The 22,049-nt window shown below is 32.0% G+C and carries 22 protein-coding genes; 20 read left to right on the top strand and 2 right to left on the bottom strand.

Going from position 1 to position 22,049, the window contains the following annotated elements:
• Window positions 1–8: 8 nt before the first annotated feature.
• Together AC2DGP_RS00990 and AC2DGP_RS00985 are read right to left on the bottom strand one after the other, a co-directional pair.
• Complete coding sequence (locus tag AC2DGP_RS00990) at window positions 9–2,468, bottom strand: T9SS type A sorting domain-containing protein (RefSeq protein WP_484491166.1); 2,460 nt, start codon at window positions 2,466–2,468, stop codon at window positions 9–11.
• Window positions 2,469–2,749: 281 nt separating this feature from the next.
• Complete coding sequence (locus AC2DGP_RS00985) at window positions 2,750–4,318, bottom strand: tetratricopeptide repeat protein (protein ID WP_484491165.1); 1,569 nt, start codon at window positions 4,316–4,318, stop codon at window positions 2,750–2,752.
• A 212-nt stretch (window positions 4,319–4,530) separates the two neighbouring features.
• Here AC2DGP_RS00985 and AC2DGP_RS00980 point away from each other — a divergent pair, with 212 nt between their 5' ends.
• The 20 genes from AC2DGP_RS00980 (at window position 4,531) to AC2DGP_RS00885 (ending at window position 22,042) form a co-directional block, all read left to right on the top strand.
• Window positions 4,531–5,274 carry a hypothetical protein gene (locus AC2DGP_RS00980; protein WP_484491164.1) on the top strand — a complete coding sequence of 248 codons (744 nt, stop codon included), beginning with the start codon at window positions 4,531–4,533 and terminating at the stop codon, window positions 5,272–5,274.
• Between the two features lie 20 nt (window positions 5,275–5,294).
• Window positions 5,295–6,158: a hypothetical protein gene (locus AC2DGP_RS00975; protein ID WP_484491163.1), complete on the top strand. Its 864-nt coding sequence runs from the start codon at window positions 5,295–5,297 to the stop codon at window positions 6,156–6,158.
• Between the two features lie 259 nt (window positions 6,159–6,417).
• Entirely contained in the window at window positions 6,418–7,551 is a 1,134-nt protein-coding gene (locus tag AC2DGP_RS00970; RefSeq protein ID WP_484491162.1) for a helix-turn-helix domain-containing protein, read from the top strand.
• Window positions 7,552–7,644: 93 nt separating this feature from the next.
• Window positions 7,645–8,337, top strand: coding sequence for a hypothetical protein (locus tag AC2DGP_RS00965; RefSeq protein ID WP_484491161.1), 693 nt, complete (start codon window positions 7,645–7,647; stop codon window positions 8,335–8,337).
• 219 nt (window positions 8,338–8,556) lie between these two features.
• Window positions 8,557–9,918, top strand: a complete 1,362-nt coding sequence (locus AC2DGP_RS00960) for a serine hydrolase domain-containing protein (RefSeq protein WP_484491160.1) — start codon at window positions 8,557–8,559, stop codon at window positions 9,916–9,918.
• Window positions 9,919–9,994: 76 nt separating this feature from the next.
• Window positions 9,995–10,177, top strand: coding sequence for a GNAT family N-acetyltransferase (locus AC2DGP_RS00955; protein WP_484491159.1), 183 nt, complete (start codon window positions 9,995–9,997; stop codon window positions 10,175–10,177).
• A gap of 212 nt (window positions 10,178–10,389) precedes the next feature.
• Window positions 10,390–11,421, top strand: a complete 1,032-nt coding sequence (locus AC2DGP_RS00950) for a serine hydrolase domain-containing protein (RefSeq protein ID WP_484491158.1) — start codon at window positions 10,390–10,392, stop codon at window positions 11,419–11,421.
• Window positions 11,422–11,440: 19 nt separating this feature from the next.
• Window positions 11,441–12,004 carry a Crp/Fnr family transcriptional regulator gene (locus AC2DGP_RS00945; protein ID WP_484491157.1) on the top strand — a complete coding sequence of 188 codons (564 nt, stop codon included), beginning with the start codon at window positions 11,441–11,443 and terminating at the stop codon, window positions 12,002–12,004.
• 64 nt (window positions 12,005–12,068) lie between these two features.
• Window positions 12,069–12,677 carry a hypothetical protein gene (locus AC2DGP_RS00940; protein WP_484491156.1) on the top strand — a complete coding sequence of 203 codons (609 nt, stop codon included), beginning with the start codon at window positions 12,069–12,071 and terminating at the stop codon, window positions 12,675–12,677.
• A gap of 64 nt (window positions 12,678–12,741) precedes the next feature.
• Window positions 12,742–13,413: a class I SAM-dependent methyltransferase gene (locus AC2DGP_RS00935; RefSeq protein ID WP_484491155.1), complete on the top strand. Its 672-nt coding sequence runs from the start codon at window positions 12,742–12,744 to the stop codon at window positions 13,411–13,413.
• A 56-nt stretch (window positions 13,414–13,469) separates the two neighbouring features.
• Entirely contained in the window at window positions 13,470–14,027 is a 558-nt protein-coding gene (locus tag AC2DGP_RS00930) for a Crp/Fnr family transcriptional regulator (protein ID WP_484491154.1), read from the top strand.
• A gap of 63 nt (window positions 14,028–14,090) precedes the next feature.
• Window positions 14,091–14,669 carry an NAD(P)H-dependent oxidoreductase gene (locus AC2DGP_RS00925; protein WP_484491153.1) on the top strand — a complete coding sequence of 193 codons (579 nt, stop codon included), beginning with the start codon at window positions 14,091–14,093 and terminating at the stop codon, window positions 14,667–14,669.
• A gap of 216 nt (window positions 14,670–14,885) precedes the next feature.
• Complete coding sequence (locus AC2DGP_RS00920; RefSeq protein ID WP_484491152.1) at window positions 14,886–15,503, top strand: Crp/Fnr family transcriptional regulator; 618 nt, start codon at window positions 14,886–14,888, stop codon at window positions 15,501–15,503.
• A 76-nt stretch (window positions 15,504–15,579) separates the two neighbouring features.
• Window positions 15,580–16,002, top strand: coding sequence for a hypothetical protein (locus AC2DGP_RS00915; protein ID WP_484491151.1), 423 nt, complete (start codon window positions 15,580–15,582; stop codon window positions 16,000–16,002).
• Between the two features lie 190 nt (window positions 16,003–16,192).
• Window positions 16,193–16,654: a DUF5362 family protein gene (locus AC2DGP_RS00910; RefSeq protein ID WP_484491150.1), complete on the top strand. Its 462-nt coding sequence runs from the start codon at window positions 16,193–16,195 to the stop codon at window positions 16,652–16,654.
• 142 nt (window positions 16,655–16,796) lie between these two features.
• On the top strand, window positions 16,797–17,936 hold the full coding sequence (locus AC2DGP_RS00905; protein ID WP_484491149.1) for an alpha/beta hydrolase: 1,140 nt from the start codon (window positions 16,797–16,799) through the stop codon (window positions 17,934–17,936).
• A gap of 27 nt (window positions 17,937–17,963) precedes the next feature.
• Window positions 17,964–18,713, top strand: a complete 750-nt coding sequence (locus tag AC2DGP_RS00900) for a class I SAM-dependent methyltransferase (protein WP_484491148.1) — start codon at window positions 17,964–17,966, stop codon at window positions 18,711–18,713.
• A gap of 112 nt (window positions 18,714–18,825) precedes the next feature.
• On the top strand, window positions 18,826–19,395 hold the full coding sequence (locus AC2DGP_RS00895; RefSeq protein ID WP_484491147.1) for a Crp/Fnr family transcriptional regulator: 570 nt from the start codon (window positions 18,826–18,828) through the stop codon (window positions 19,393–19,395).
• Between the two features lie 61 nt (window positions 19,396–19,456).
• Window positions 19,457–20,476: an NAD-dependent epimerase/dehydratase family protein gene (locus AC2DGP_RS00890; protein ID WP_484491146.1), complete on the top strand. Its 1,020-nt coding sequence runs from the start codon at window positions 19,457–19,459 to the stop codon at window positions 20,474–20,476.
• Between the two features lie 123 nt (window positions 20,477–20,599).
• A complete protein-coding gene (locus AC2DGP_RS00885; RefSeq protein ID WP_484491145.1) occupies window positions 20,600–22,042 on the top strand; it encodes an FAD-dependent oxidoreductase in 1,443 nt (480 codons plus the stop codon).
• The last annotated feature ends 7 nt before the right edge of the window (window positions 22,043–22,049 follow it).

Below are 22,049 nucleotides of genomic sequence, written 5' to 3'. Positions count from 1 at the left end.
ATATACATTTATTTAACAAGTTTTCTCACAATGCTACTCTCTCCCTGTACTACCTCAATAAAATAGATACCATTTGCCAATTTACTTGTAGGAATTACTATTTCTTTATCCACTCTAGCATCAATTGACTCAGCGATCACTAACATTCCTATGCTATTTATAATTTTTATTTTTATTTCATTCGTTTGATTTAATTGAGTGTCCAATACCACATGAATAGTTTCATTAAAAGGATTAGGATATATTACTAAGCTTTTAAAAACATCGCCTTGTTCTTCGTTTATATTCTTAACGTTTGCTTTCCCTTTCACGTCCTTTAACAAAACAGAACTCAATGATGAACCTGCATTAATAACACGGTCTTTCCACCAAGTAGTACTTCCTTCCCAAGCACCAATAGCAGGATCAGAAGCTTTTGTAACACCGGAAATTTTCAACCCTCCGGTATTATAAGTTGAACTCGTTTTCAACCTAAAATTACCATTCCCTGCATCTATAAAATGGTCAGAAGCATTTACAACAGATTTGTTTCTACCAGAAATAATATTATAATTCAAAGGAGGCTTTGCAATTTCTTGAGTAAAATTAAAAAAGTTAGTTTCTGTAACGCTATTATTTCCAGCACTTAAATAATTTGTCTTTCCATTCATCATTAAATTATTTTTAACCTCCATATTATTTACTTTTCCTCCCTCTAAGTGCCAGAAGCTAATTAAATGATTATACCCCCAAAAAGTATTATTGTAATAATTCATTTTATTTGCCATGTTTTTAGTTCTAGGACCTAGGTATGCAATAATATTATTGTTTTTTGTAGTTTCAGGTTCTCCATTACTTTTTAAACGAACACTTGTATATTCATCATCCAAACCATAAATTAAATTATGATGTACTGTGTAATTATCGGTATCTTCTAAATACAAGGCAACAATAAACTTTTTATTACTCCAATCTTGAGGGTCATAGGCAGGAATCCCTTTTTGATCATGAATTTTATTCCAAGCTATTTCTGTGCCTTTCATATCCAATCCTTCTGCTTTTCCTGTACTTGTAAACATAATAGAACCAGCATCCTCTCCTAAAGACATGGCACCAGAAAAATCATTATCTGTAATTTTGGCATACACTGACTCTGTTGTTCTAATATGAAATCGGGAAGCTTTATTGAATGTGTTTTTCGTAATCTTTGTATTATTCCCATTGTTTTCCACAGCTATAGTAAACTGTCCCATCCAACCAATATCTTCAATATAACTATTGTTAATTTTGGAATTATCTGAACCTTTTAAAATAATAATTCCACTTCCCCACGTATGTCCGATATAGCAACTTTCAAAAGTTGTATTATCCGCATTATTTAATAGAATTCCTTGTCTAAAGGATCCATATGTTCGTCTATACTGAAAAGGAGACAGATATGTAAATGTACAATTAGACAAAGTAGTTGCGTTGGCATTTTTTAACTCGACTTCTCCCACTTTAAAATCTATATTTTGGATTTTTACATTATTTGCATGAACTTTCAGTGTGAATTTTCTTCTTTGAATTTCAAAGTTTTTTCCTGCTATGGTTCCACCTACTGGTTTGTAGTAAATCGTATTTTGCTTTTTTTTGTAAAACCACTCCCCTTCATAATCTAAAACTGATAAATCCATAATGTATCCAAACCCTTCTGGTTGTGTTACCGCTACATCAGTTCCCCAAATATTACCTTGAGTATTATAAGATTTAAATTTCACTAATCTATCTCCAGCTTTGGTTACTTGTCCACCATCACCCGAATAAGAAAAAATATTATTTCTCAATTTCCCAATAAACCCTCTGACAATTGCTTCGTCCGAAAAAGTTACATTTGGCAACTTTTGTGTTCCTCCATGCCAAGAGAATGTAACTTGTCCTGTTTGATTGTTACCTGCAGGTTTGCTTGCATTTAACAATACAGCAAATCCTGTTTTCTGATCCCTGGGGTTCATCATTTCTCTATTACTTCCTTTGATGTAACTTATGTACGGAGAAGTATTGTTCGGGAACCTCGCTATTTGTTTGTGCTGTCCATTGACAAAAAATTGTGTGAATTCGGTTTCGACTTGATTTTGGTTTAAAGTCATTTTAAAAACACCCGTCCTATTAGGATCTCTTGTCCAATTACTATCTCCATACCAATTAGCACCAGATACAGTTACAATAGCATTGTTATATGGTTTGATGGTTACATCATTTACATTTACAACAACTGTTTCTCTGTAAACACCTTGATGCATTAAAATAATATCACCAGGTTGTACTAATTTAGTATTAAATAAATAACTTATGGTTAAATAGGGCGCATTTAAAGAGCCTCTGCCAGTTGGTGCATTAACTCCTGATTTAGCTACATGAATTTCTTTGGCTGTACATGTTAAGCTAAAAATTAAGCACAACAGTACTAGGAACTGTATTTGAACAGTTCTTTTTGATTTAAATTTCATTTTTATTGGTTTTGGTTAGTTGCCTTAAAACTAGTCTTTAAAGACTTATGAAACGTACCTCAAAACCATCGTAGGCCTGATGTATATAATTAGTATAAAAATAAATCACTGATTTACAATATACTGATGAACGCCTATTTCTAAATACAAGTATTCATCAAGTTACCTACTAAAATACCAATTGAGTAATCTGACGTTGTGGTCGCCCTAAATTTCCCAAAACCACCAATTTAGATAAACCGTTAACATAAACAACTAGAAATCTATCCACCTACCAATTGCTAAATCGAGCCAATATAATTACTCAAATCATCTCCTCTCTCTAGTCCCATTTTTTTTCGAATTCGATGCCTTGAAATATGAACACTACTCACAGAAATATTTAACAAACGAGCCATTTCTTTGCTATCAAATTTCAATTTAATTAAGGCACAATGTTTTTCTTCGGTTGGCGTCAAAGTATCATGTTTCAACCTCAAACGTTTGTAAAAATCTACATTGACCTCTGTAAATCTCAGGTTAAAACTTTGCCATAAATCTTTATTCTCATTTACAATTTTTTGCTTCACCTTACCATACTTCTCAGGAGATTCATCTTTAATCAAACTCAATAAAGATTCTATTTTTTTATCTTTTTCTATCAATTGCAATGCAGATACCGTAAGTTCTTTACTCTTGGTTTCTGCCATCAGATCATACTTTTCTTTATTGTGTTTCTCTTGAATTAATACTTGTTGTTTTTCAAATTTTAAGCGCTTAATTTTTGATTTATGAGATAAAATTAGAGAAAGTAATAGTATTAGAACAATGATCGAACACAAAATAAGGATCAAACGAAATTGAATTTTATCTTTTTTTGCTAGATCCAGTTCTTGTTTTAAAATTTCTTTATTTTTTATAGCAATCGTTTCTTGATATTTGTTTTTCACTTGAAACATTTTGCTATTATTACTACTACGGATACTAAACAAACTATCTGCTATTTTTATGGAAGCATTTAAATATGCATAAGCAATTTGATCCTGATTCATTGTTTTATGAAGCCTTGCTAATTTCCGTAACACATCTGCCTTAAAGTCTGTATGTGATTTATATAACCCCATATCATCAAGACTTTTTTGATAATAATAAATTGCCTTTTGAAAAGATTTTTTTTTGACATACAAATCTCCCAAAGAAGCATACACTATAATTGTAAAATGCTTTTTTTCTTTTTCTAATAATTGCTTTGCCTTTAATAAATATCCTTCAGCAGTATCAAAGTCATTTTGCAAATAATAAATCACCCCTTTTTCAGCATTTATATAAGGGTTCTCTTCGGTAAACTCATACTTCTTTCCATCATACATGTCGCAACTATCCAAATATACAAGTGCTTTGTCTAATTTTTGCGCCTTTCTGTATTGGACAGCCAAACTAAAATAGGCCTTTCCTAAACTAGAGTTGCGAGCCTCTTTAAATTCAATATTTTTTTTCACAAAATCAAGTGCAATATTTTTATGACGGATTGCCTCTTTCTCTTGTCCATAAATCCCGTATAAAACTCCTAGTTCATCATGAATCAAAGCCTGTTTTGAATCAATATGTGCAGCATCAGCCAACAACATTGCATTCCACAAATGATCATAAGCCTCTGTATAATGTCCATTATTTTTTTCTTCGTTTGCAAACTCCAAAAACAAATCAATTAAAGCAACCGTATCTTTTTCTTTAACAAGGATAGAATTTCTTTTCTTTAAACCTTGTTCTAATTCTAACTCTCCATTTGTTTGAGCAAACAAAATACTGCTTAGCGCACAAAAAGTTAGATAGCAAATAGACAAAATGGCAATTCTATTTTTTTTATTCATGGCGACCAATGTAGTTAATAATTATGATTGATAAACTAATAGTAAAGTTAATTTCAGCAACAAAACCAAACAGTAAAGTTATTGTAAAGTCCTATTTACACAGGGATGATAGATGTTATACTAATTTTGAAACAACAAAATATTTTTTAAACCCAACTAAACCATAGTCTACAAATTTAAAAGGATTTAAGGCTATAAAAACTATTTTAAACATGATAAAAACTGATTTAAACAAAATTAAAGCAACCTTCATTCTATTTATTTTCTGTCTTTTTTCCTTTGTGAATATTTCTTGTAATGAAGATAAAACCGAATCATTAGAAAATGAAGAAGCTCCTATTGATGAGACCATTCCCGAAGAAGAAACTCCGATAGAACCAGAAAAAAAATGTAGCATCAACCCTAAAGATGGCCTTTTAATTTTAGAAGCAGAAAATTTTGATTTAAAGGGAAAATGGAGAATCGTGGAAGATACAAAAGCCTCTGGCGGAAAATACATTGAATATTATGGATACAACAGCTACAATGCGCAAAACCTAGACCACGAAATCTCGATCACCTTTAACATCCCAGAAGCCAAAGGCTACCTTGTAAAATGGTTTATGAGACAACCCGATCATGCCGAAGGAGACAAATCCAACGATGCGTGGATATACTTCCCAGGAAACATAGGTTATGCTTGGGTAAATCAACAATCTGTAGCATTGGAGCATTATGAAAAATTTGTAAGTAGAGGAAAAGGTGAATTTACATATGGAGGAGCTTTAGATTTACACAATCCCAAATCTAGTTCTTGGTTTACAGTTAAGTTTCCTGAACCTGGTGAATATACCTTAAAAATATGTGCACGGTCTGAATTTTTCCAATTGGATAAAATGGTACTTTCCTCTGGAATTACAAACGATGAAGCGATGGTACAATCTAAAGATGTAACAGAGACCATCATTTGTGAATAATCATTTTAGAGTTTTTTACTATGAAAAACAAACTATCATTTCTTATTTTTTTCGGCACTGTATTCTTTAACTTACAGGCTCAAGGATTGAAATACAACAATTATCGCATTGCCTGTAGTGCAGATGGAAATGCACAACCTGACTTGGAACACAAAGGCAAATACAATTATGCAGATCCTGATGATTGGGGTGCAACACCCGCTGCCCTAGCCTTCCTTGCTAAAAAAGATTTACAAGATCAATTGGTACATTTCTCTTACAATAATTTTATGCCATCACCACCGCATACTACGGTACGAAACTACATGAAAGAAGGTGTTGATGGTTCTATTGAAAGGTGGAACTTTAACAAAAATGTATTCTTTGATGTAGGTTTTGATAAAGAGAAAGCCATTCTGCATCTGGCAAAAGAGATTGAAAAATCTACTCCAGAAAACCCCTTGTTTTTTGTAAACATGGGGCCTTCTGAATTTCTATATCAATCTGTAGCAATCGTGATGAAAAGTGCGAAAAAAGAATCCTTAAAATCCGTTTATATTATTTCTCACAGCTATTACAATGATAATCATTTAAGACGGCCAGAACATCACACCATAGACCAAGTACTTGCTTTAAGTGAAGGACAACTTCATTTTGAGCGAATCAAAGATCAGAATATGAAAAACAACCCTCATGTAGGTTTGAGTTCTAATCACGACTGGAGTGTCTGGGATTGGTTAAAAAACCATGAAGATCCCGATATTGCATGGATTTGGGTATGCATGAAAAAACATAGCGAGAAAAGAGCAGATATTTCTGACGCTGGAATGATTTATTATTTGCTAACGGGAGATGATGCTGGAAATCCTAAAAAAATCCAAGCCTTTTTAGGAGATAAAATATAACCAAACTTAATTTTTCCAATTTAGAAAGTCCTTCAAGCTACCTTGAAGGACTTTTTTGTTTCCTATTTTGATAGCATTCCTAAATTATATTCCTTTGTATTTATTTCTCTTCTACAGATTATTTATCAACTATATTATCTATTTGATAATCAGAAGATCTAGATCAACAACATTCAAACTTAAAAGACAAAACCAAAGTGTATCATATAGAAATCCTATATTCGCATAGCCTTATCTTTAAACTATAAGAGTATATTTCATGAATTATATTTATTCCGCTATTGGTGGTCTCATCTTAGTTTTTATCCTGCTGATCTTGCGTAAAAAAGAAAGAGCGATTGCAGATTACCTATTGATTGCCTTAAACCTAACACTTGGTTTATTTTTACTATCTGACGTATTGGTAAGATGGGACCTTAATTCCATTACATTAATATTACAGAACAGTATACCTTTATTGCTGCTTCCTATTTTTATATTCTTTGCTTTACAATATACCCATAGTCATAGAAAAATCACCTTAGTTTGGTATAGTTTATTTTTACCACTCATTTTAATGTTAGCAATAAGTATAATTGATCATTTTGTTTATCATAACTACAACAAAAGTCAATTAATATTGCAGTTTAACAATCCTTCATTAATTTATCAAATTTTGTTTAAGGGCTCTCAAATGTTATTTATTATTATTCTATACTATCTTCTTAAAGAACTAAAATCCTATAACTACAGTTTAAAAGATGGTTATTCCAATACAGAAGAAATAGAAGCAAAATGGTTAGTTAACTTTACTAGAATCTATCTTTATGCTCTCTCCATTTCTTTTGTTTTATTTGCATTCCAAAATTTAGGTTTGTTGTCCTTTAGTGTAACTCAAGTATACTCTATTATCTATTCTATTTTAATTTTTGGAATCTTCTATATGACGTATCATGGTATTCAACACTACACACTTGATCAAGTAATCCCTAAAACAAGTTTAGTGGAATTAAACAATCATGCTGTTCAAAACAAAATTGCCCTTCCCACCAGAAAAGAGTTGACGAAAAATGAAAAAATCATTGAAGCTCAGATGCTGACTGCTCTAAAAGATCAAAACTTATACTTAAATCCAAAAATAAGTTTAAAAGATGTGGCAGTTACACTAAACCAAAGTACACATTTGGTTTCTAAAATTATTAATCTGAAACCAAACCGTTCTTTTTATGATTTAATTAATCAACATAGAGTAAGTCATTTGAAACAACTTTTACTGAACCCAGAAAATGAGAAGCTAACTATTCTAGCATTAGGACTGGAAAGTGGATTTAATTCTAAAGCCTCCATGAATCGAATTTTTAAAAAAAATACAGGAATGAGTCCCAGCGAGTTTAAGAGAAAAGAAACTACATAAAAACCTGATTAAATAGGTCTCAACTTATAACTTAAAGCGATTTTTACTCAAATAACACTGAAGTTTGTTTTTTTTAACATTAAAACTAACAAAGTGAAGCAGCTAATCATTGGACTTATTTGTTTTGCCCTATCAATTCAGATTAAGGCACAAAACTCAACAAACAAAGACACATTTGTATTTCTATCCGTTGGCTATACAACGCCACAACTAAATTCAGGGATAGAACTACTTCGTTCAAAAGAATTAAGAAACCAAGGATTAAGTTATTTTCAAAACCTAGATGGTTCTCGTAAGAACGTTGGAATCTACCCTTCAAATACAGGTTTTGTAATTACTTTAGGATTTCAAAAAAGAATTAAAAATATCAAAGGTTTGTGGTTAGGAGCTGTTGTGACTAATGGACAAACAGGTAGCTCTCCAACTGTTGGTGGTGAAAATGAAGCTTACTATTTTAATTTCTTAAGTTTTGGGCTTTTAACAAAATATTATCCCATTGAGTCTTTTAACTTCTATCTCAGAGGAGAAATAGCTATGGGAGCTGTTCTAACTAAAAACAGGTTTCTTAATGAAAAAAATGAACAGGATTATTTTCATCAATTTGGTATTGGTAATGAACTTGGATTAGGTTTAGGTTATGAATTGACACCATTTTCAAACAAACATACTTCAATATTTTTCGAAGGAAATTATCAAATGTATTCCACTCGAGTTGAAGTTACTGACATTGGTGATGATTATTGGAAGTTCGGGGCTCTACAAATCAATTTTGGTCTTAAATTTTGATCTTGTTGCTGCAGTTATTCTGAATACGGAAACATTTATTACAAATCTTTCAGCACTCATGATTTTATTATATAAAGCACTTCTTTTCTCTTCATTTTTGTAATGCTATCAATTTTTATGCTCATAAAAAAATATGGATTATTCGTTTAAGTACTAATCAAATAGTCCATTTCAAATTCAGAGACATAGAATCATAAAATAATAAACAAAAAAAAAGTGATGAAAGACAACTTAGAAAAAGAATGCGAGCTTGATGAAAAAAACACGTTTTGGATTCAACCTGCAAAGAGATTAAGAAGAGATGAACCGACGTACAAAGACTTAAAGTTGATGGAAGGTTTTCCTCCTCCATTATGTAATCAAGTAAATATTTATAATTGGATGGACGCCCCTTACAATCGATATAGTTATTCTCATGTAAGAGAAATTCTTCCAACACGCACTATAAAAGGTGCTGAAAAAAACACCATTTTAGAGGACTGCACATCAAAAGAAACGAACGAACTCATTAATAATTTCACTGTTAAGGACGTCTATTGTAAAAAATTAGATTTTCAAGAATTTCTTGGACTTACTGCATGCGACGGGATCATTATTTTACATGAAGGAAAAAAAATATTTGAACAACATTATAATGGTAATACTAAGGATACACTCCATATAATGATGTCAGTTTCAAAATCCATCATTGGTACACTCATAATGAAGTTAATGGACGATTCAAAAAACTCAGACTACCCATATAAACAAAAAATAAAAGGAAGTGACAAAGTTACAAAGTTCATTCCTGAATTGCTGGGTAGTGTGTATGATGAGAAAACTGTACAAGAAGTTTTAGATATGCAATTGAACATTGAATATTCTGAAGATTATGCCAATCCTGAAGCTGCGGTATGGAAATATGCACCTGCCATGGGGTTTGCTCATAGAGACTCTACTTCAACCGCACCACGAAATATTTACGAGTACCTACCTACATTAAAGCAAGGAGTTGGAATTGAAAAATCATTTCAATATTGTACACCAAATACTGATGTATTAGGCTGGATTGCATCACGCGCAACTGAAAAAAATATTAGTACTCTTTTTAGTGATGAAATTTATAGTAAAATCGGTGCTATGGAGGACGCATTTTGGACATTAGATGCTTCAGGAATTGAGGCAGCCGGAGGTGGATTAAATATGACTTTAAGTGCAGCTGCCAAATTTGGCCAAATGATTTTAAACAACGGAATTTCTATTTCAGATGAAACCATCATGAACAAATCTGTATTTCATGGATTGGTAAGTAACGCTGACAATCAAGAAATGAGACAAAGCTTTAAAGATGGTAAATCTGGAGGAGATCCAGGCAGAGAAGAATGGTCATATCACAATCAGTTTTGGATGACAAATAATGATGATGGTGCTTTTTCTGCAGTTGGGGTATACGGTCAAGGAATCTTTATCAACCCTAACAAAAAGATTGTTATTGTAAGACAATCTTCAAATAAAGTTGCAAATGACGATGAATTATTATTATCAAATGTTCAAATTTGCAATCAAGTAGCTGAAAAAATTTCAGAACATTTCGCTAAATAATTTTTTAAAAAAATTGAGACAATTATCAAATGCGTTAGGTTGCTTAACCTAACGCATTTTTTTTTCGAAGACTCGAATGAATGCCGCTAAGGATGAAGCGGTTTATTTAGATATTCCGATGTCAAATCCTAATGCGGTCAAACTTGTTGAAAATTTTAAAGCTACTTTTATTTTCGAATGTGCAAGAATGTATCATGGTAATGCGCCCAACATACCGATTGATAAAGTATTTGGCATCACCACTTTTGAATTAGGATAACTCATCCAGCAATATTTATTGCTTTTTATACTTTCGCTGCATGATACCATCATTACCAATAATTTTGACTTTTTATAAAAACATACATGGAGTTTAATTAGTTTAACTTTTAAACACAAACACCTGAGGAACAAAAGGATTATCACAAAAGATATTACTATTTTTACCTGAAGCCCAATCACCAAAACCGCTTGAAAATCAACTAATTCAATATGAAGAAAAAAAACAGCATCTATATTTTTAGAACACTCCTCTTTTCAGGAACGATCGTTTCTTTGTTTTTTGTTCCATGGATATTGATTAAGGCGTGGATACTTCCTTTACCTAATTCGATTGAAGAACAACTTGAACAAAGTTTGGAATTTGGCTTTGATGGGATGATTGTTTATGTGGATGAACAAGGAAAGGAACCTCAAAAATTTGCAGTCGGATGGCATAATAAAGAGACTAAAACACCCGCTAAAACAGATGCTATTTTTTGTATTGCTAGCATAAGTAAGTTATATGTTGCTGTTGCGATTACCAAACTAGCCAAGGAAAACAAAATTGACCTGCAAAAAAGTCTAGCCTATTATTTTCCAGAATACAAAAATCGTATTGAGTATATTGATGACATTTCGATTGCCATGTTAGTACAGCATCGCAGTGGAATTCCTAATTTCACAGATTTTAATGAATTTTGGCAAAACCCACCAAAAGACAGTGAGAGTACTATCGCAATGGTTTTAGACAAACCTGCAAAATTTAAACCAAATGCATCCTATGGATACAGCAATACGAACTACTTGTTACTCTCTAAACTCATTGAGAAAATAACTGGTAAGGATCGTTTTTTTTACATCAAAGAAAAAATACTACTTCCACTTGCATTAAAAAATACTTTTAACTCCAATAAAAACATAGACCCAGAACGAATAATGAGCGGTTATTATGTTGGAATTGAAAAGGATCAAAAACATAAAAACCAAGGGATGTTTGCTACTGCACATGATGTTGCCGTTTTTATAAGAGCCCTTAACAATGGAAGCATCTTTGATACTGGTGAGCAAGATATTTACAATACTTTGTATAAGTATGAACATACAGGACTAGCAGCTGGATACCAGAGTATTGCTAAATTCCATAAAGATATAGATACTGTTGTTATTCAATTTAATAACACCACAGATTTTAATGGCTACCAATGGAATCTTGCTGAAATATTTTATAATAGAATTTTAAAAATCATTAAAAATAATAAATAATCAAACCTCCAATTATATCTTGAAAGATTTATTAAAAACAATCAATTCAATTGTTTCCCTATCGGATAATGAAAACAAACAATTACAGAATGCGTTACAACCGCTCACTTTAAAAAAAGGGGAAGTATTTTTAAAGCAAGGAACAACAGTAAATCAGATCGCACTTGTGGCATCAGGGAGCTTAGAAATGTTTACGATAGATGCATTAGGAAACGAACGCACCCTAGATTTTATTTTTGCTCAAAGTTTTGCTACTGATTATGTTTCCTATCTAAATAATACTCCTAGTGAAATGAACATTCGTGCCCTGAAAAAAACGGAAATTTATATTATTGAAAAAATAGAACTTGATGCTTTATTTGATAGTAGTATCAATTTTTCTAAGTTAGGACGAGTGATTACCGAACAATTTTTTACCGAATTTGCTAAAAGAATTAGAGATAACTTTTTACCTCCAGAACAACGATATCACAAATTAGTAGAAGACAAACCAGAATGGATTCAAGAAATTCCTCAATATAAGATAGCCTCCTTTTTGGGAATTTCTGCAGAATGGTTATCAAAACTAAGATCAAAAAAATAATTTATTGAATTAATTCAAGAAGATTTAAGTAGTGCTATTTTATTTTTGACAAAAAAATAAAGCTATGAAAACTATAAAAAAACTCCTTGCAATAAGCATCCTATTCGTTTGCCTCACAACCCAATCCCAAAATGAAAAATCAAATTTCTGGCATCCTTCTCCACCAAACTATGAAGTTGAACAAGCCGTTGAAGTTGAAAGTTTATTCCCTATGTTTTTTACCGGTGGTTTTCATGTTGGAATTGGATATCGATATAAAAAATTTAGACTTAGGGTAAGTGTGATTAATGGTGGTACTTATAACGCAGACCAACAGGCAATTGGAGCAACTGATGAAAACTACAATAGATACTATACTACTTCTCCTGGAATTTTCTTTGGATACAATGTTTGGAGAAATTTGGAAATCTATGGTTATTATGAGAACCATAATTTTGATATAGAACAAATTTCCACGGGAGAAACACTTCAAATCCCTTCGAATGATGTAGGAATTGGAATGAGTTATCAATTTTTTATCGGTCGTACATTTTATATACAACCCGGGATACATAGCTATTTTAGAGCAGCCAAAGAAATACAATTTTCTAACGCTGACACCTACAACATTCCTACTTTTGAAATCTCCCCAATTATAAGGGTTGGTGCTAGATTATGGAAAATTTTCGATTAACCCCACACTCCTTTTCTTTTTTTAATTTTTATCTCTACTTTCACGAAAAAAAGAAAAACTTACTATGGCCCAAGAATTTAATAGCACTCAGCTTCCTGACAAAGAACTAGCGAGTCAACTTTATAAACCCACCGGAGCGCAAGGAAAAGAAGTTGGCAAGCAAATGAATAAAGGAAATAAGCATATATGCCTGAATTCATATAAGTGTTTGGCTCCGGAAGCTAACAGCTTGATACTTGAAATTGGCATGGGAAATGGTTATTTCATAAAAGACTTGTTGACTCTCAATAAAAATTTACAGTATTATGGGTTGGATTTTTCGCAAACAATGATTGAAGAAGCAACCATACTCAATAAAAAATTGATAGATAAAAAACAAGTTACGCTAATAAATGGCTCCATAGAAAAGCTTCCATTTGAAGACCAAAGTATCGATTATATTACTACAACAAATACAATTTATTTTTGGCCAAACCCTGTTGCCAATGCAAAGGAACTTTTACGAGTTTTAAAACCCGATGGAAAAGTACTTATTGGATTTCGAAACAAAGAAATGATGAATAAAATTTCCTTCACAAAACATAACTTTGAGAAATATTCGCAGAACGAAGTGGAAGATTTATTAAAAATTACTGGCTTTAAAAATATCACTACTGAAATAATTCCTGAACCAGAACTTGAGTTCCAAGGAAAAACTATGATCATGGAAGGTTTTTATACCTCTGCTGTAAAATAAATTCTAAAAATGCTTTTTTTCAAAAACTACAGATATTTCTAAGCAATTCTTTTTTTATGAAAGACTACCTGAACCAATTTGGTATTCTAACTTCCGAAGAAATCGATAGTGTAGCGTCGCTACTCACATCAAAAAAACTAAAAAAAGGCGACTTTTTCATAAAAGCCGGTCAAACTTCGAATGAAGTTGCTTTTGTAACTTCCGGCTCTTTTAGATCTTTTTATCACTCTTCAACAGAAGAAGAAATAACCTATTGTTTTACATTTTCAAATTATTTTGTCAGTGCGTATTCTTCATTTTTATCACAAACTCCTACACAAGAAAATATTCAAGCACTTACTGATGCAACTATTTTAACGCTTGATAGAAAAGAAATTCTAAAACTAGAAAGCTCAAGCACCAATTGGCTACGTTTCTTCAAATATATCGCTGAGCAGGAATATATTAAGATGGAAAAACGAATTTTCTTGTTACAGAAGGAGTCTGCAGAAAAACGTTACCAAGACTTAATCATCAACAACCCCGATTTTCTTCAACAAGTCCCTCTTACCTATTTAGCATCCTATTTAGGGATCACGCAAAGGCACCTCAGCAGAATTAGAAAAAACATTTAGAATTAGACAAATGTCCTTTTTCTAAAAATGGATACTATCGTTCTTTGTCTAAAACAAAAAAGAATGAAAAAAATAGTTATCATCAACGGTCACCCAGACAGTGAAAGTTTTAATTTTGCTTTATCCAATGCTTACCATAATGGAGCACAGACAACAAATGCCAAAATCACTAAAATCAACATCAACAAACTAAATTTTAATCCCAACCTTGAGTTTGGATATCGTAAAAGAACAGAACTTGAACCTGACCTTCTGAATGCAATCGAAAAAATTAAAAAATCAGACCATTTAGTGTGGGTGTTTCCTATGTGGTGGTTTGGTTACCCAGCCATTATGAAAGGCTTTATTGACAGAACATTTTTACCTGGGATAGCATTTGAATCAATCGAGGGAAAAGCTGTCCTAAAAAAACTTTTCAAGGGTAAAACAGCTAGAATAATTATAACATCTAACACACCTAGATGGTATAATATCCTTTTCATGAGAAGTCCTGCAGAGAATCAATTAAAAAATGGAACCCTTAAGTTATGCGGCATAAACCCTGTCAAAACAACATATATTTCATCCATAAAAGGTTCTTCAGCTACGTTTAGAAAAAAGTGGATTCAAAAAATTTATGCTTTGGGCGAAAATCAAAATTAAAGTAAGTTCATCCGATTCTACTATCTATAGTTAGCAGAAAAACATATATTAATATTTTGATTATGTTTGCAAAAAGCACCTCGTTTACGGAGATAAAAAATACTATGGAAACTATCACACAATCAGACACAAACGGTACAAACCAATTATCAATTACTCAATCTTCTGGAGGTTTTTATACCTCTTCTGTGAAATAATATCTTTACCTTTAGAATATTGGAATCTCTACAAGACAATTTAAAAACGCATCACACTGACCCTATATTTCAATTTTTAAGCAGCATCAGTGAAATATCCAATAAAACATGGGAACAACTCTCTAAAACCGCAGTTCAAACAACTTTAAAAAAACATGATTATTTTGTAAAGTTCAATGAAGTTTCGCAAGAAATTGGAATCCTTACAGACGGACTCGTTCGATCATTTTATGTAACCGATGATGGCAAAGAATACAATAAAACACTATTTGCTGCACCAAATATAATTGGCTCTTATGTTTCGATAATAACAGGAAAACCCAATAAATTACCCCAACAAGCACTTACAGACTGTACTATTACAAAAATCCCCCTAGCAGAAATAGAAAAACTCTCCAAAAACCATATTGAAATAGAAAGACTACGCAGAAAAGTGGCAGAGCATTTTTTTGTTCTCAAAGAAAAAAGAGAACTAGAAATGGCGCTACTGCAAGCGGAAGAAAGATATTTGATTTTCAAAAAAGAATTCCCAACCGCAGAACAATTAATACCCCAGTATCATATTGCTTCTTACTTAGGCATCAGTGCAACTCAATTAAGTAGGATACGCAATAAATTAGCCACTTCTTCAAAATAAAATTTACCTATGTAAATGCAAGTCTTTTTCTTAGACTCTAATTTTGACTTCTACTAAAAACTCAAAATTAGAAATTATGAAAACTACGAATCATTCTATTTTCACAACCTTATTTTTACTTGCATCCTTATGGAATGCTATTGGAGCTGGATTCGGTTATTTTAATACCGAATACACCTTTCAAGCACTATTTAATAGAGAATTAACTGACCCTCTATTATTTGAAATTTATAAGGGTGCCTGGGGTACAACTCTCCTGTTTTTTGTTGGTTATATTATGGTAGCAATAGATCCAGTAAAACACGTTGGGATAGCAATAATTGGCGCTATTGGAAAATTCGCGTTTGCTTTTGCTGAATTAAAATTATACCTAAACAACCTTGCAACTTCATACGTACTTATCATTATTGCAGGAGACTTTATTTTTTGTGCATTCTTTATTTATTATTTTATCAAAATCTATCATTTAAATTCGAACAAAGACAACCCTAAATCTTAAAATAAAAATTCTGACAACTTAGTTTTTGATTGTATAACTTGAATCCTATTTTAAATCGAGATTCACTCCTATTAGGAATGTAATAAAAAAATGAGTCTTATATTTTTCAAGTAAATATGGAACATTCTTTAACTTTAATTAAATTCGCCATCGATAGATGGACAAATTATCTATTCGAAAAAAAATTACTATGGAAACTATCACACAATCAGACACAAACAGTACAAACCAATTATCAATTACTCAATCTTCTGAAGGTTTTTTAACCGAAATAGCGAAATGGACAAAATTCTTATCCATTATTGGCTTCATTTTTTCTAGTTTAATAATTATTATGGGACTTTCCTTTGGAAGCATAATGACAATGCTACCTTCCAATGAATTGAATGAAATACCAAGTGGCTTTGGAGCTTTGTTTGGTATACTTTACATTGCTCTAGGACTTTTGTATTTTTTTCCTGCGTATTACCTTTTTAAATATTCTCAAAAATTGAAGTTAGCACTTAACTCCAAAAACAGTCAGAATTTAGAAGAAGCCTTAGGAAACCAAAAATCATTTTTTAAGTTTTTTGGAGTTATGGCAGCAATCGGTGTTGTTCTTTATGGTTTTTCAGCTATTATCGGAATTATTGTTTTTCTTGTAGCCTCGTAAAACTTACATCTTACAATTCAAAGATGCTGCTTTTTTTCTGCTAAAAAAGCAGCATCGTCGTTTTTCAACCTATTTATTCTCTTCAAATTGTTTATAAAATTCAAATTTGGTATCTTTTTCATGAAAATGAAAAAGATTAAATATGACTGTTAAAAAAAAACTTCCAATTATTTTAATCCCAGGAATTCAAGGAACGAGATTAAACAATTCTAATGAAACGGATTTTAAAGTACTTTGGTCTGGTGTCAAAAAATTCTTTGCAGATATTCATAAATTAGCCCTTAAGCCTGATGGAGAGAGCGACGCAAAAAAACAAGTTATTATTGAAAGGGCAGATATTGAAAATCTAGCCTACTCTGAAATAGTAAACTATTTACGAGATCTAGGTTATTCTGTTTATATTTTTGGTTATGATTGGAGGAAATCAAACAATTATATCGCAGAAGACCTGAGTAACTATATAACCAAGTTACAAAAGAAACTTGATAGAACAGATTTCAATTTCCTTACACACAGTATGGGGGCACTTGTTTTATCCAGTTATTTTAAAACCCTATCTCCTTCAAAAATTGACCAATTCACAAATAAAGTAATATTCACTACCCCTCCTTTTTTAGGTTCACTTGAAGCCGTTTTTAATTTGGTAATAGGAAAATCTCGTTTATTTAATTCTAGTGATGATTTTAGAAAGGTAGGTAGAACATTTCCTGGTATTTATGAATTACTTCCTGTGTACAAAGAAGCTTATTCTCCCAAAGTGGAAAATTTCTATAACTTTGATACGTATTGGCAACATAAAGAAAACCAGCAAAATTCTAAAGAAAACTCCGTAATTAAGAACCGTTTAAATCATCTGAAAAACGTTAGAAATCAAAATAATTTCATTTACGACTTTAATACCTTATCCCCCTCTTTAAGAAGTAAAATGATTGTACTAGCGGGAGGTGGTGAGGATACAAAAACAAAACTAAAGATTGAGGAAAACGAAGATGGCTTTCGATTTTTGTTTGATTTTGAAAAATTCGGAGAACAAAAAAATAGCGGTGATGGTACTGTCCCAATAATAAGTTCAGCAGCATTCAAAAACGTGATAGACACCTATCAAATTGATACAACATGGTTTGAAAAACGAATTGACTCAAAGTTGATTCAAAATGACTGGCATGCATTTTTTTTAAACAATAGCAGGGTACAAAATATAATAAAACGTTTTTTTGACCCTAATTTTATTGAAAATGAGAATTGGTATCAATCCATCAAAAATAAAGTCACAAAATTATAATTTTAACTAGCTACAAATAAAAAGGATATGACTGAATTGGATTTGATAATAGACCTCCATAAAAACAATCCAAGACAAGGTCCTGGAAGTGAAAAAGATTTAATCAAAGCACTCAGCTTTATGAACCTTCCTAAAAACAAGGTTTTAGATATTGCTGACATAGGTTGTGGTACAGGTGGACCAACAGTAGCATTGGCTAAATTATTAAAAGCAAATATTGCTGCAGTAGACCTATTTCCAGAGTTCCTTGCAGCACTAAAAACAAACGCGCAACAAACTGAAACTGCTAGATATATTAATCCGATAGAAGCATCAATGGATAACTTACCCTTTCAAAAAGAGCAATTTGATATCATTTGGTCTGAAGGCGCGATCTACAATATTGGCTTTGAAAATGGAATAAAAAAATGGAAATATTTTTTAAAGCCGAAAGGTTATCTTGCCATAAGCGAACTTACTTGGATTACGCAAAACCGCCCCTCTGAAATAACTAATTTTTGGAATTCAGCATATCCTGAAGTATCTACAGCTTCTAAAAAAATAAATCAATTAGAAGAAAATGGATTTTCACTACTCGGGTATTTTTATTTACCTACAACAAGTTGGACAACACACTACTTTAAGCCACTAGAAGCCTCTTTTGATTCATTTCTAAAACGTCATAACAATTCAGAATTGGCACAAAAAGTAGTTATGGATCATAAAGCAGAAATTCAGCAATACCATAAATATCAAGAGTATTTTAGTTATGGATTTTACATCGCTAAAAAATATTAACGCGAAATATTTTATTTGAAATAATAACTTATTTCGCTACCAAAACAAAGTCATACATACTCCTATACCACAAAAAAATATGTTATTTTGACTTTCAACAAATACTAATACAATGCAGGAACTTATTTATACTATTTTAAAAAAAATAAAACTTTCTCATGACGACCGCCTCCTTTTAAACTCATTGTTCACTACCGAAATCATTCCGAAAAACGCCCTATTTCTAAAAGAAGGAATGACAGAAAAATATGTATACTTTTTAAACAAAGGAATTGTAAAAGGCTACCAAAATATTGACGGTAAAATGGTAGTGCAACACTTAATTTCAAGCAATACCTTTTTTACATCTTTTGAAAGCTTTACTGAACAAACTCCATCAAAAGATTTTTACGAAAGTATTACAGAATGTAGTGTATCAAAAATTTCAAAAACAAATTTTGACTTCTTAAATGAGAATACAACCTTTTGGGCACCTTTGGTAAAACAGATTACTGATGAACATCTGCAATGCAAATTAGAACGTGTTACCGATTTTCAAGTTTTGACTGCCAAACAACGTTATGAAAAATTTGTAGTAAATGATCAAGAGCTAGCACTGCATGTTTCTGTTGAAACAATTGCTTCTTATTTAGGAATGCAACCTCAATCGTTAAGTAGAATCAGAAGTCAACTTACTTTCTAACATTTGTTATTTTAATAACGTAAAATCTAACGGAAATTCACCCAATAAAAAAACAATAATTATGAGCAAAGAAATTTCATTAGTTACAGGTGGTAACGGACATTTGGGAAACAATATTATACGACTTCTTCTTAAAGAAAACATACCTGTAAGAACAACCGTTAGGAATATTGAACAAAAGGCACCTTTTGAAGGGTTGGACTGTGAAGTTGTTTTTGCTGATCTTAGAGATAGAGATTCTTTAAAATCTGCTCTAAAAAACGTTACTAATCTATACGCTGTCGCAGCTAATTTTAGTATGTGGGCTAAAAATCCAAAAGAAGAAATTTACGATAACAACCTACAAGGAACTCAAAACCTTTTTGACATGGCACATGAATGCGGTGTTAAAAACATTGTCTACATAAGTTCTGTGGCTAGTTTAGATTTTACAAAACTCCCTGCCGACCCTAAAAATGGATATAATCAAGACAGAAGAAATTGGTATTTTAATTCAAAAAATGATTCAGACAAACTTGCTATTAAATTAGCCGAAAAATATAATATCAGAACGGTATTGGTTTTACCATCGGCTATGATTGGTCAAAATGCGTTTAAATTAAGTTACTCTAACAACCTTGCACTTCAAATAATTCAAGGGAAGGTTCCTGTAGATACAAATATTACAATCAATTGGGTAGATGTAAAAGATGTGGCAAAAGGAACCATAATGGCGATGAAGCAAGGTGAAAATAAATCAAGATATATCTTAGCTAACGAAAAACACACATCCATTCAAGAAAGTGTTAAAATTGCAGCTGACTTTTTTCCAGAACTAAAGATAAAAACGCCCTTAAAAGCGCCTAGATTTTTATTATACATAGTTGCTTTTCTTATGGAAGCCGCAAGTAAAATAACAGGTAAAGAACCCTTATTACAAAAACAATATCTTGATATGTTTTATGGATTGCCTCAAGATTATAACATTGAAGCTTCTAAAGAAGAATTAAATTTCAATCCGAAAAATTCTAAAGAAGTATTGCAGGAAACTTTTTCTTATTTGTTAAACGATTGGAAACCTTATACGCACAAACAAGATTAATTTTTACCGCTTCATGATTTTTTTTGATTCGCCTGATAATCATACAATCTATCAATTCATTTCAATAAAATCTTAAAAAGCAGTAATTTCCCCAGCGAATAACACCTAACATTGAAAACTGCGATGGACTCAAACAAAGACATTTATTATATAGAATGTGATGCATGTCAAGGACAGGGTCAAAAAAGCAGAAAACCTAAGAAAAAACTTCGTGTATTATATCAAAAACAACTAGAAGAACATCATAAAAACCCGCAATCTTTTCCAGAGCCAAAACGACCAAAGCGAATACTTACACCTTGCCTAAATTGTAACGGAAAAGGTATCGTTCAATCAGCCACACCACCCATCTTAAAAAAATATCCGAAAGTCGCCATTATTGGTGGTGGCATTGGAGGAATTGCCCTTGGTGTTGCTTGTCTGCATAGAGGTATTCCGTTTACCATTTATGAAAGAGACGCAAGTTTTAATGAGCGATCACAAGGTTATGGATTAACCCTGCAACAAGCAAGTAGAGCCATAGAAGGTTTAGGTTTGGTTACACTTAAAAACGGAATTGTCTCCAACAAGCATATGGTATTTAAAACAGATGGAACCAAAATTGGAGAATGGGGAATGCGAAAATGGATTGATACAAACTCAAATACCACAAATAAAAGAACCAATATTCATATTGCTAGACAAGAATTGCGCAAAGAACTTTTAGAACAATTGAGCTCTAAAAACTGTATCCAATGGAGCCATCAACTCCTCGAAATAAACAAAAATAAAAATCATGACTTGACATTTGATGTTGATGGAAAACAAGTTTTTGCTGACGCAGATATTATTGTTGGTGCCGATGGAATAAGAAGTACTGTTAGAAAAAGTATCATTCAGGAAAAAGACAACCCACTACGTTATCTAAACTGTATCGTAATTTTAGGAATCTGTTCTCTAGAAACTTTGAATGAAGTTAATAATGAATTACTGGACGGAAAAACGGTATTTCAAACAGCTAATGGAAACGAAAGAATATATATCATGCCCTTTGATAAGGAATCTGTTATGTGGCAACTAAGTTTCCCTTTATCTGAAAACGAAGCTTTAACACTGAGTAAAAAGGGTGCTAAATCATTAAAAAAAGAAGCCATTAGCAGAACTGATTGGCACAACCCCATACCACAAATTATTCAGGCTACTCCAGAACAGAATGTTTCTGGATATCCTGTTTATGATAGAGATTTAATTTCTGAAAAAGCTTTTTTAAACGCAGATAAAACAACTCTAATTGGTGATGCGGCGCATCCCATGAGTCCCTTCAAAGGCCAAGGTGCCAACCAAGCTTTATTAGATGCTATAGCTTTGGCAAGAAAAATAACAAAGCTTTGTGGTGAAGGCTCTCAATGGTGTGAAAAAGGCATTAGAAATTCAGTTTTATTAGATTTTGAAAAAGAAATGATTTCTAGGAGTGCTTCAAAAGTAAAAGGATCTGCAAATGCGGCCTTATATTTGCATTCTGACGTTGTTCTAAAAGAATCTGACACCCCTAGAGGAAGTAACTACAATCTAAAAGAAAGACCCTAATTTAAGT

This window comes from Flavicella sp. IMCC45537 (assembly GCF_057197705.1).
Note: the sequence above shows the minus strand (reverse complement) of the source record. Positions and strands in the feature narration are given on the sequence as shown.

Coding starts and splice junctions, on each gene's coding strand:
- AC2DGP_RS00990 (WP_484491166.1), bottom strand. CDS start 2,468: ATGAAATTTAAATCAAAAAGAACTGTTCAAATACAGTTCCTAGTACTG.
- AC2DGP_RS00985 (WP_484491165.1), bottom strand. CDS start 4,318: ATGAATAAAAAAAATAGAATTGCCATTTTGTCTATTTGCTATCTAACT.
- AC2DGP_RS00980 (WP_484491164.1), top strand. CDS start 4,531: ATGATAAAAACTGATTTAAACAAAATTAAAGCAACCTTCATTCTATTT.
- AC2DGP_RS00975 (WP_484491163.1), top strand. CDS start 5,295: ATGAAAAACAAACTATCATTTCTTATTTTTTTCGGCACTGTATTCTTT.
- AC2DGP_RS00970 (WP_484491162.1), top strand. CDS start 6,418: ATGAATTATATTTATTCCGCTATTGGTGGTCTCATCTTAGTTTTTATC.
- AC2DGP_RS00960 (WP_484491160.1), top strand. CDS start 8,557: ATGAAAGACAACTTAGAAAAAGAATGCGAGCTTGATGAAAAAAACACG.
- AC2DGP_RS00955 (WP_484491159.1), top strand. CDS start 9,995: ATGAATGCCGCTAAGGATGAAGCGGTTTATTTAGATATTCCGATGTCA.
- AC2DGP_RS00950 (WP_484491158.1), top strand. CDS start 10,390: ATGAAGAAAAAAAACAGCATCTATATTTTTAGAACACTCCTCTTTTCA.
- AC2DGP_RS00940 (WP_484491156.1), top strand. CDS start 12,069: ATGAAAACTATAAAAAAACTCCTTGCAATAAGCATCCTATTCGTTTGC.
- AC2DGP_RS00935 (WP_484491155.1), top strand. CDS start 12,742: ATGGCCCAAGAATTTAATAGCACTCAGCTTCCTGACAAAGAACTAGCG.
- AC2DGP_RS00930 (WP_484491154.1), top strand. CDS start 13,470: ATGAAAGACTACCTGAACCAATTTGGTATTCTAACTTCCGAAGAAATC.
- AC2DGP_RS00925 (WP_484491153.1), top strand. CDS start 14,091: ATGAAAAAAATAGTTATCATCAACGGTCACCCAGACAGTGAAAGTTTT.
- AC2DGP_RS00915 (WP_484491151.1), top strand. CDS start 15,580: ATGAAAACTACGAATCATTCTATTTTCACAACCTTATTTTTACTTGCA.
- AC2DGP_RS00910 (WP_484491150.1), top strand. CDS start 16,193: ATGGAAACTATCACACAATCAGACACAAACAGTACAAACCAATTATCA.
- AC2DGP_RS00905 (WP_484491149.1), top strand. CDS start 16,797: ATGACTGTTAAAAAAAAACTTCCAATTATTTTAATCCCAGGAATTCAA.
- AC2DGP_RS00900 (WP_484491148.1), top strand. CDS start 17,964: ATGACTGAATTGGATTTGATAATAGACCTCCATAAAAACAATCCAAGA.
- AC2DGP_RS00895 (WP_484491147.1), top strand. CDS start 18,826: ATGCAGGAACTTATTTATACTATTTTAAAAAAAATAAAACTTTCTCAT.
- AC2DGP_RS00890 (WP_484491146.1), top strand. CDS start 19,457: ATGAGCAAAGAAATTTCATTAGTTACAGGTGGTAACGGACATTTGGGA.
- AC2DGP_RS00885 (WP_484491145.1), top strand. CDS start 20,600: ATGGACTCAAACAAAGACATTTATTATATAGAATGTGATGCATGTCAA.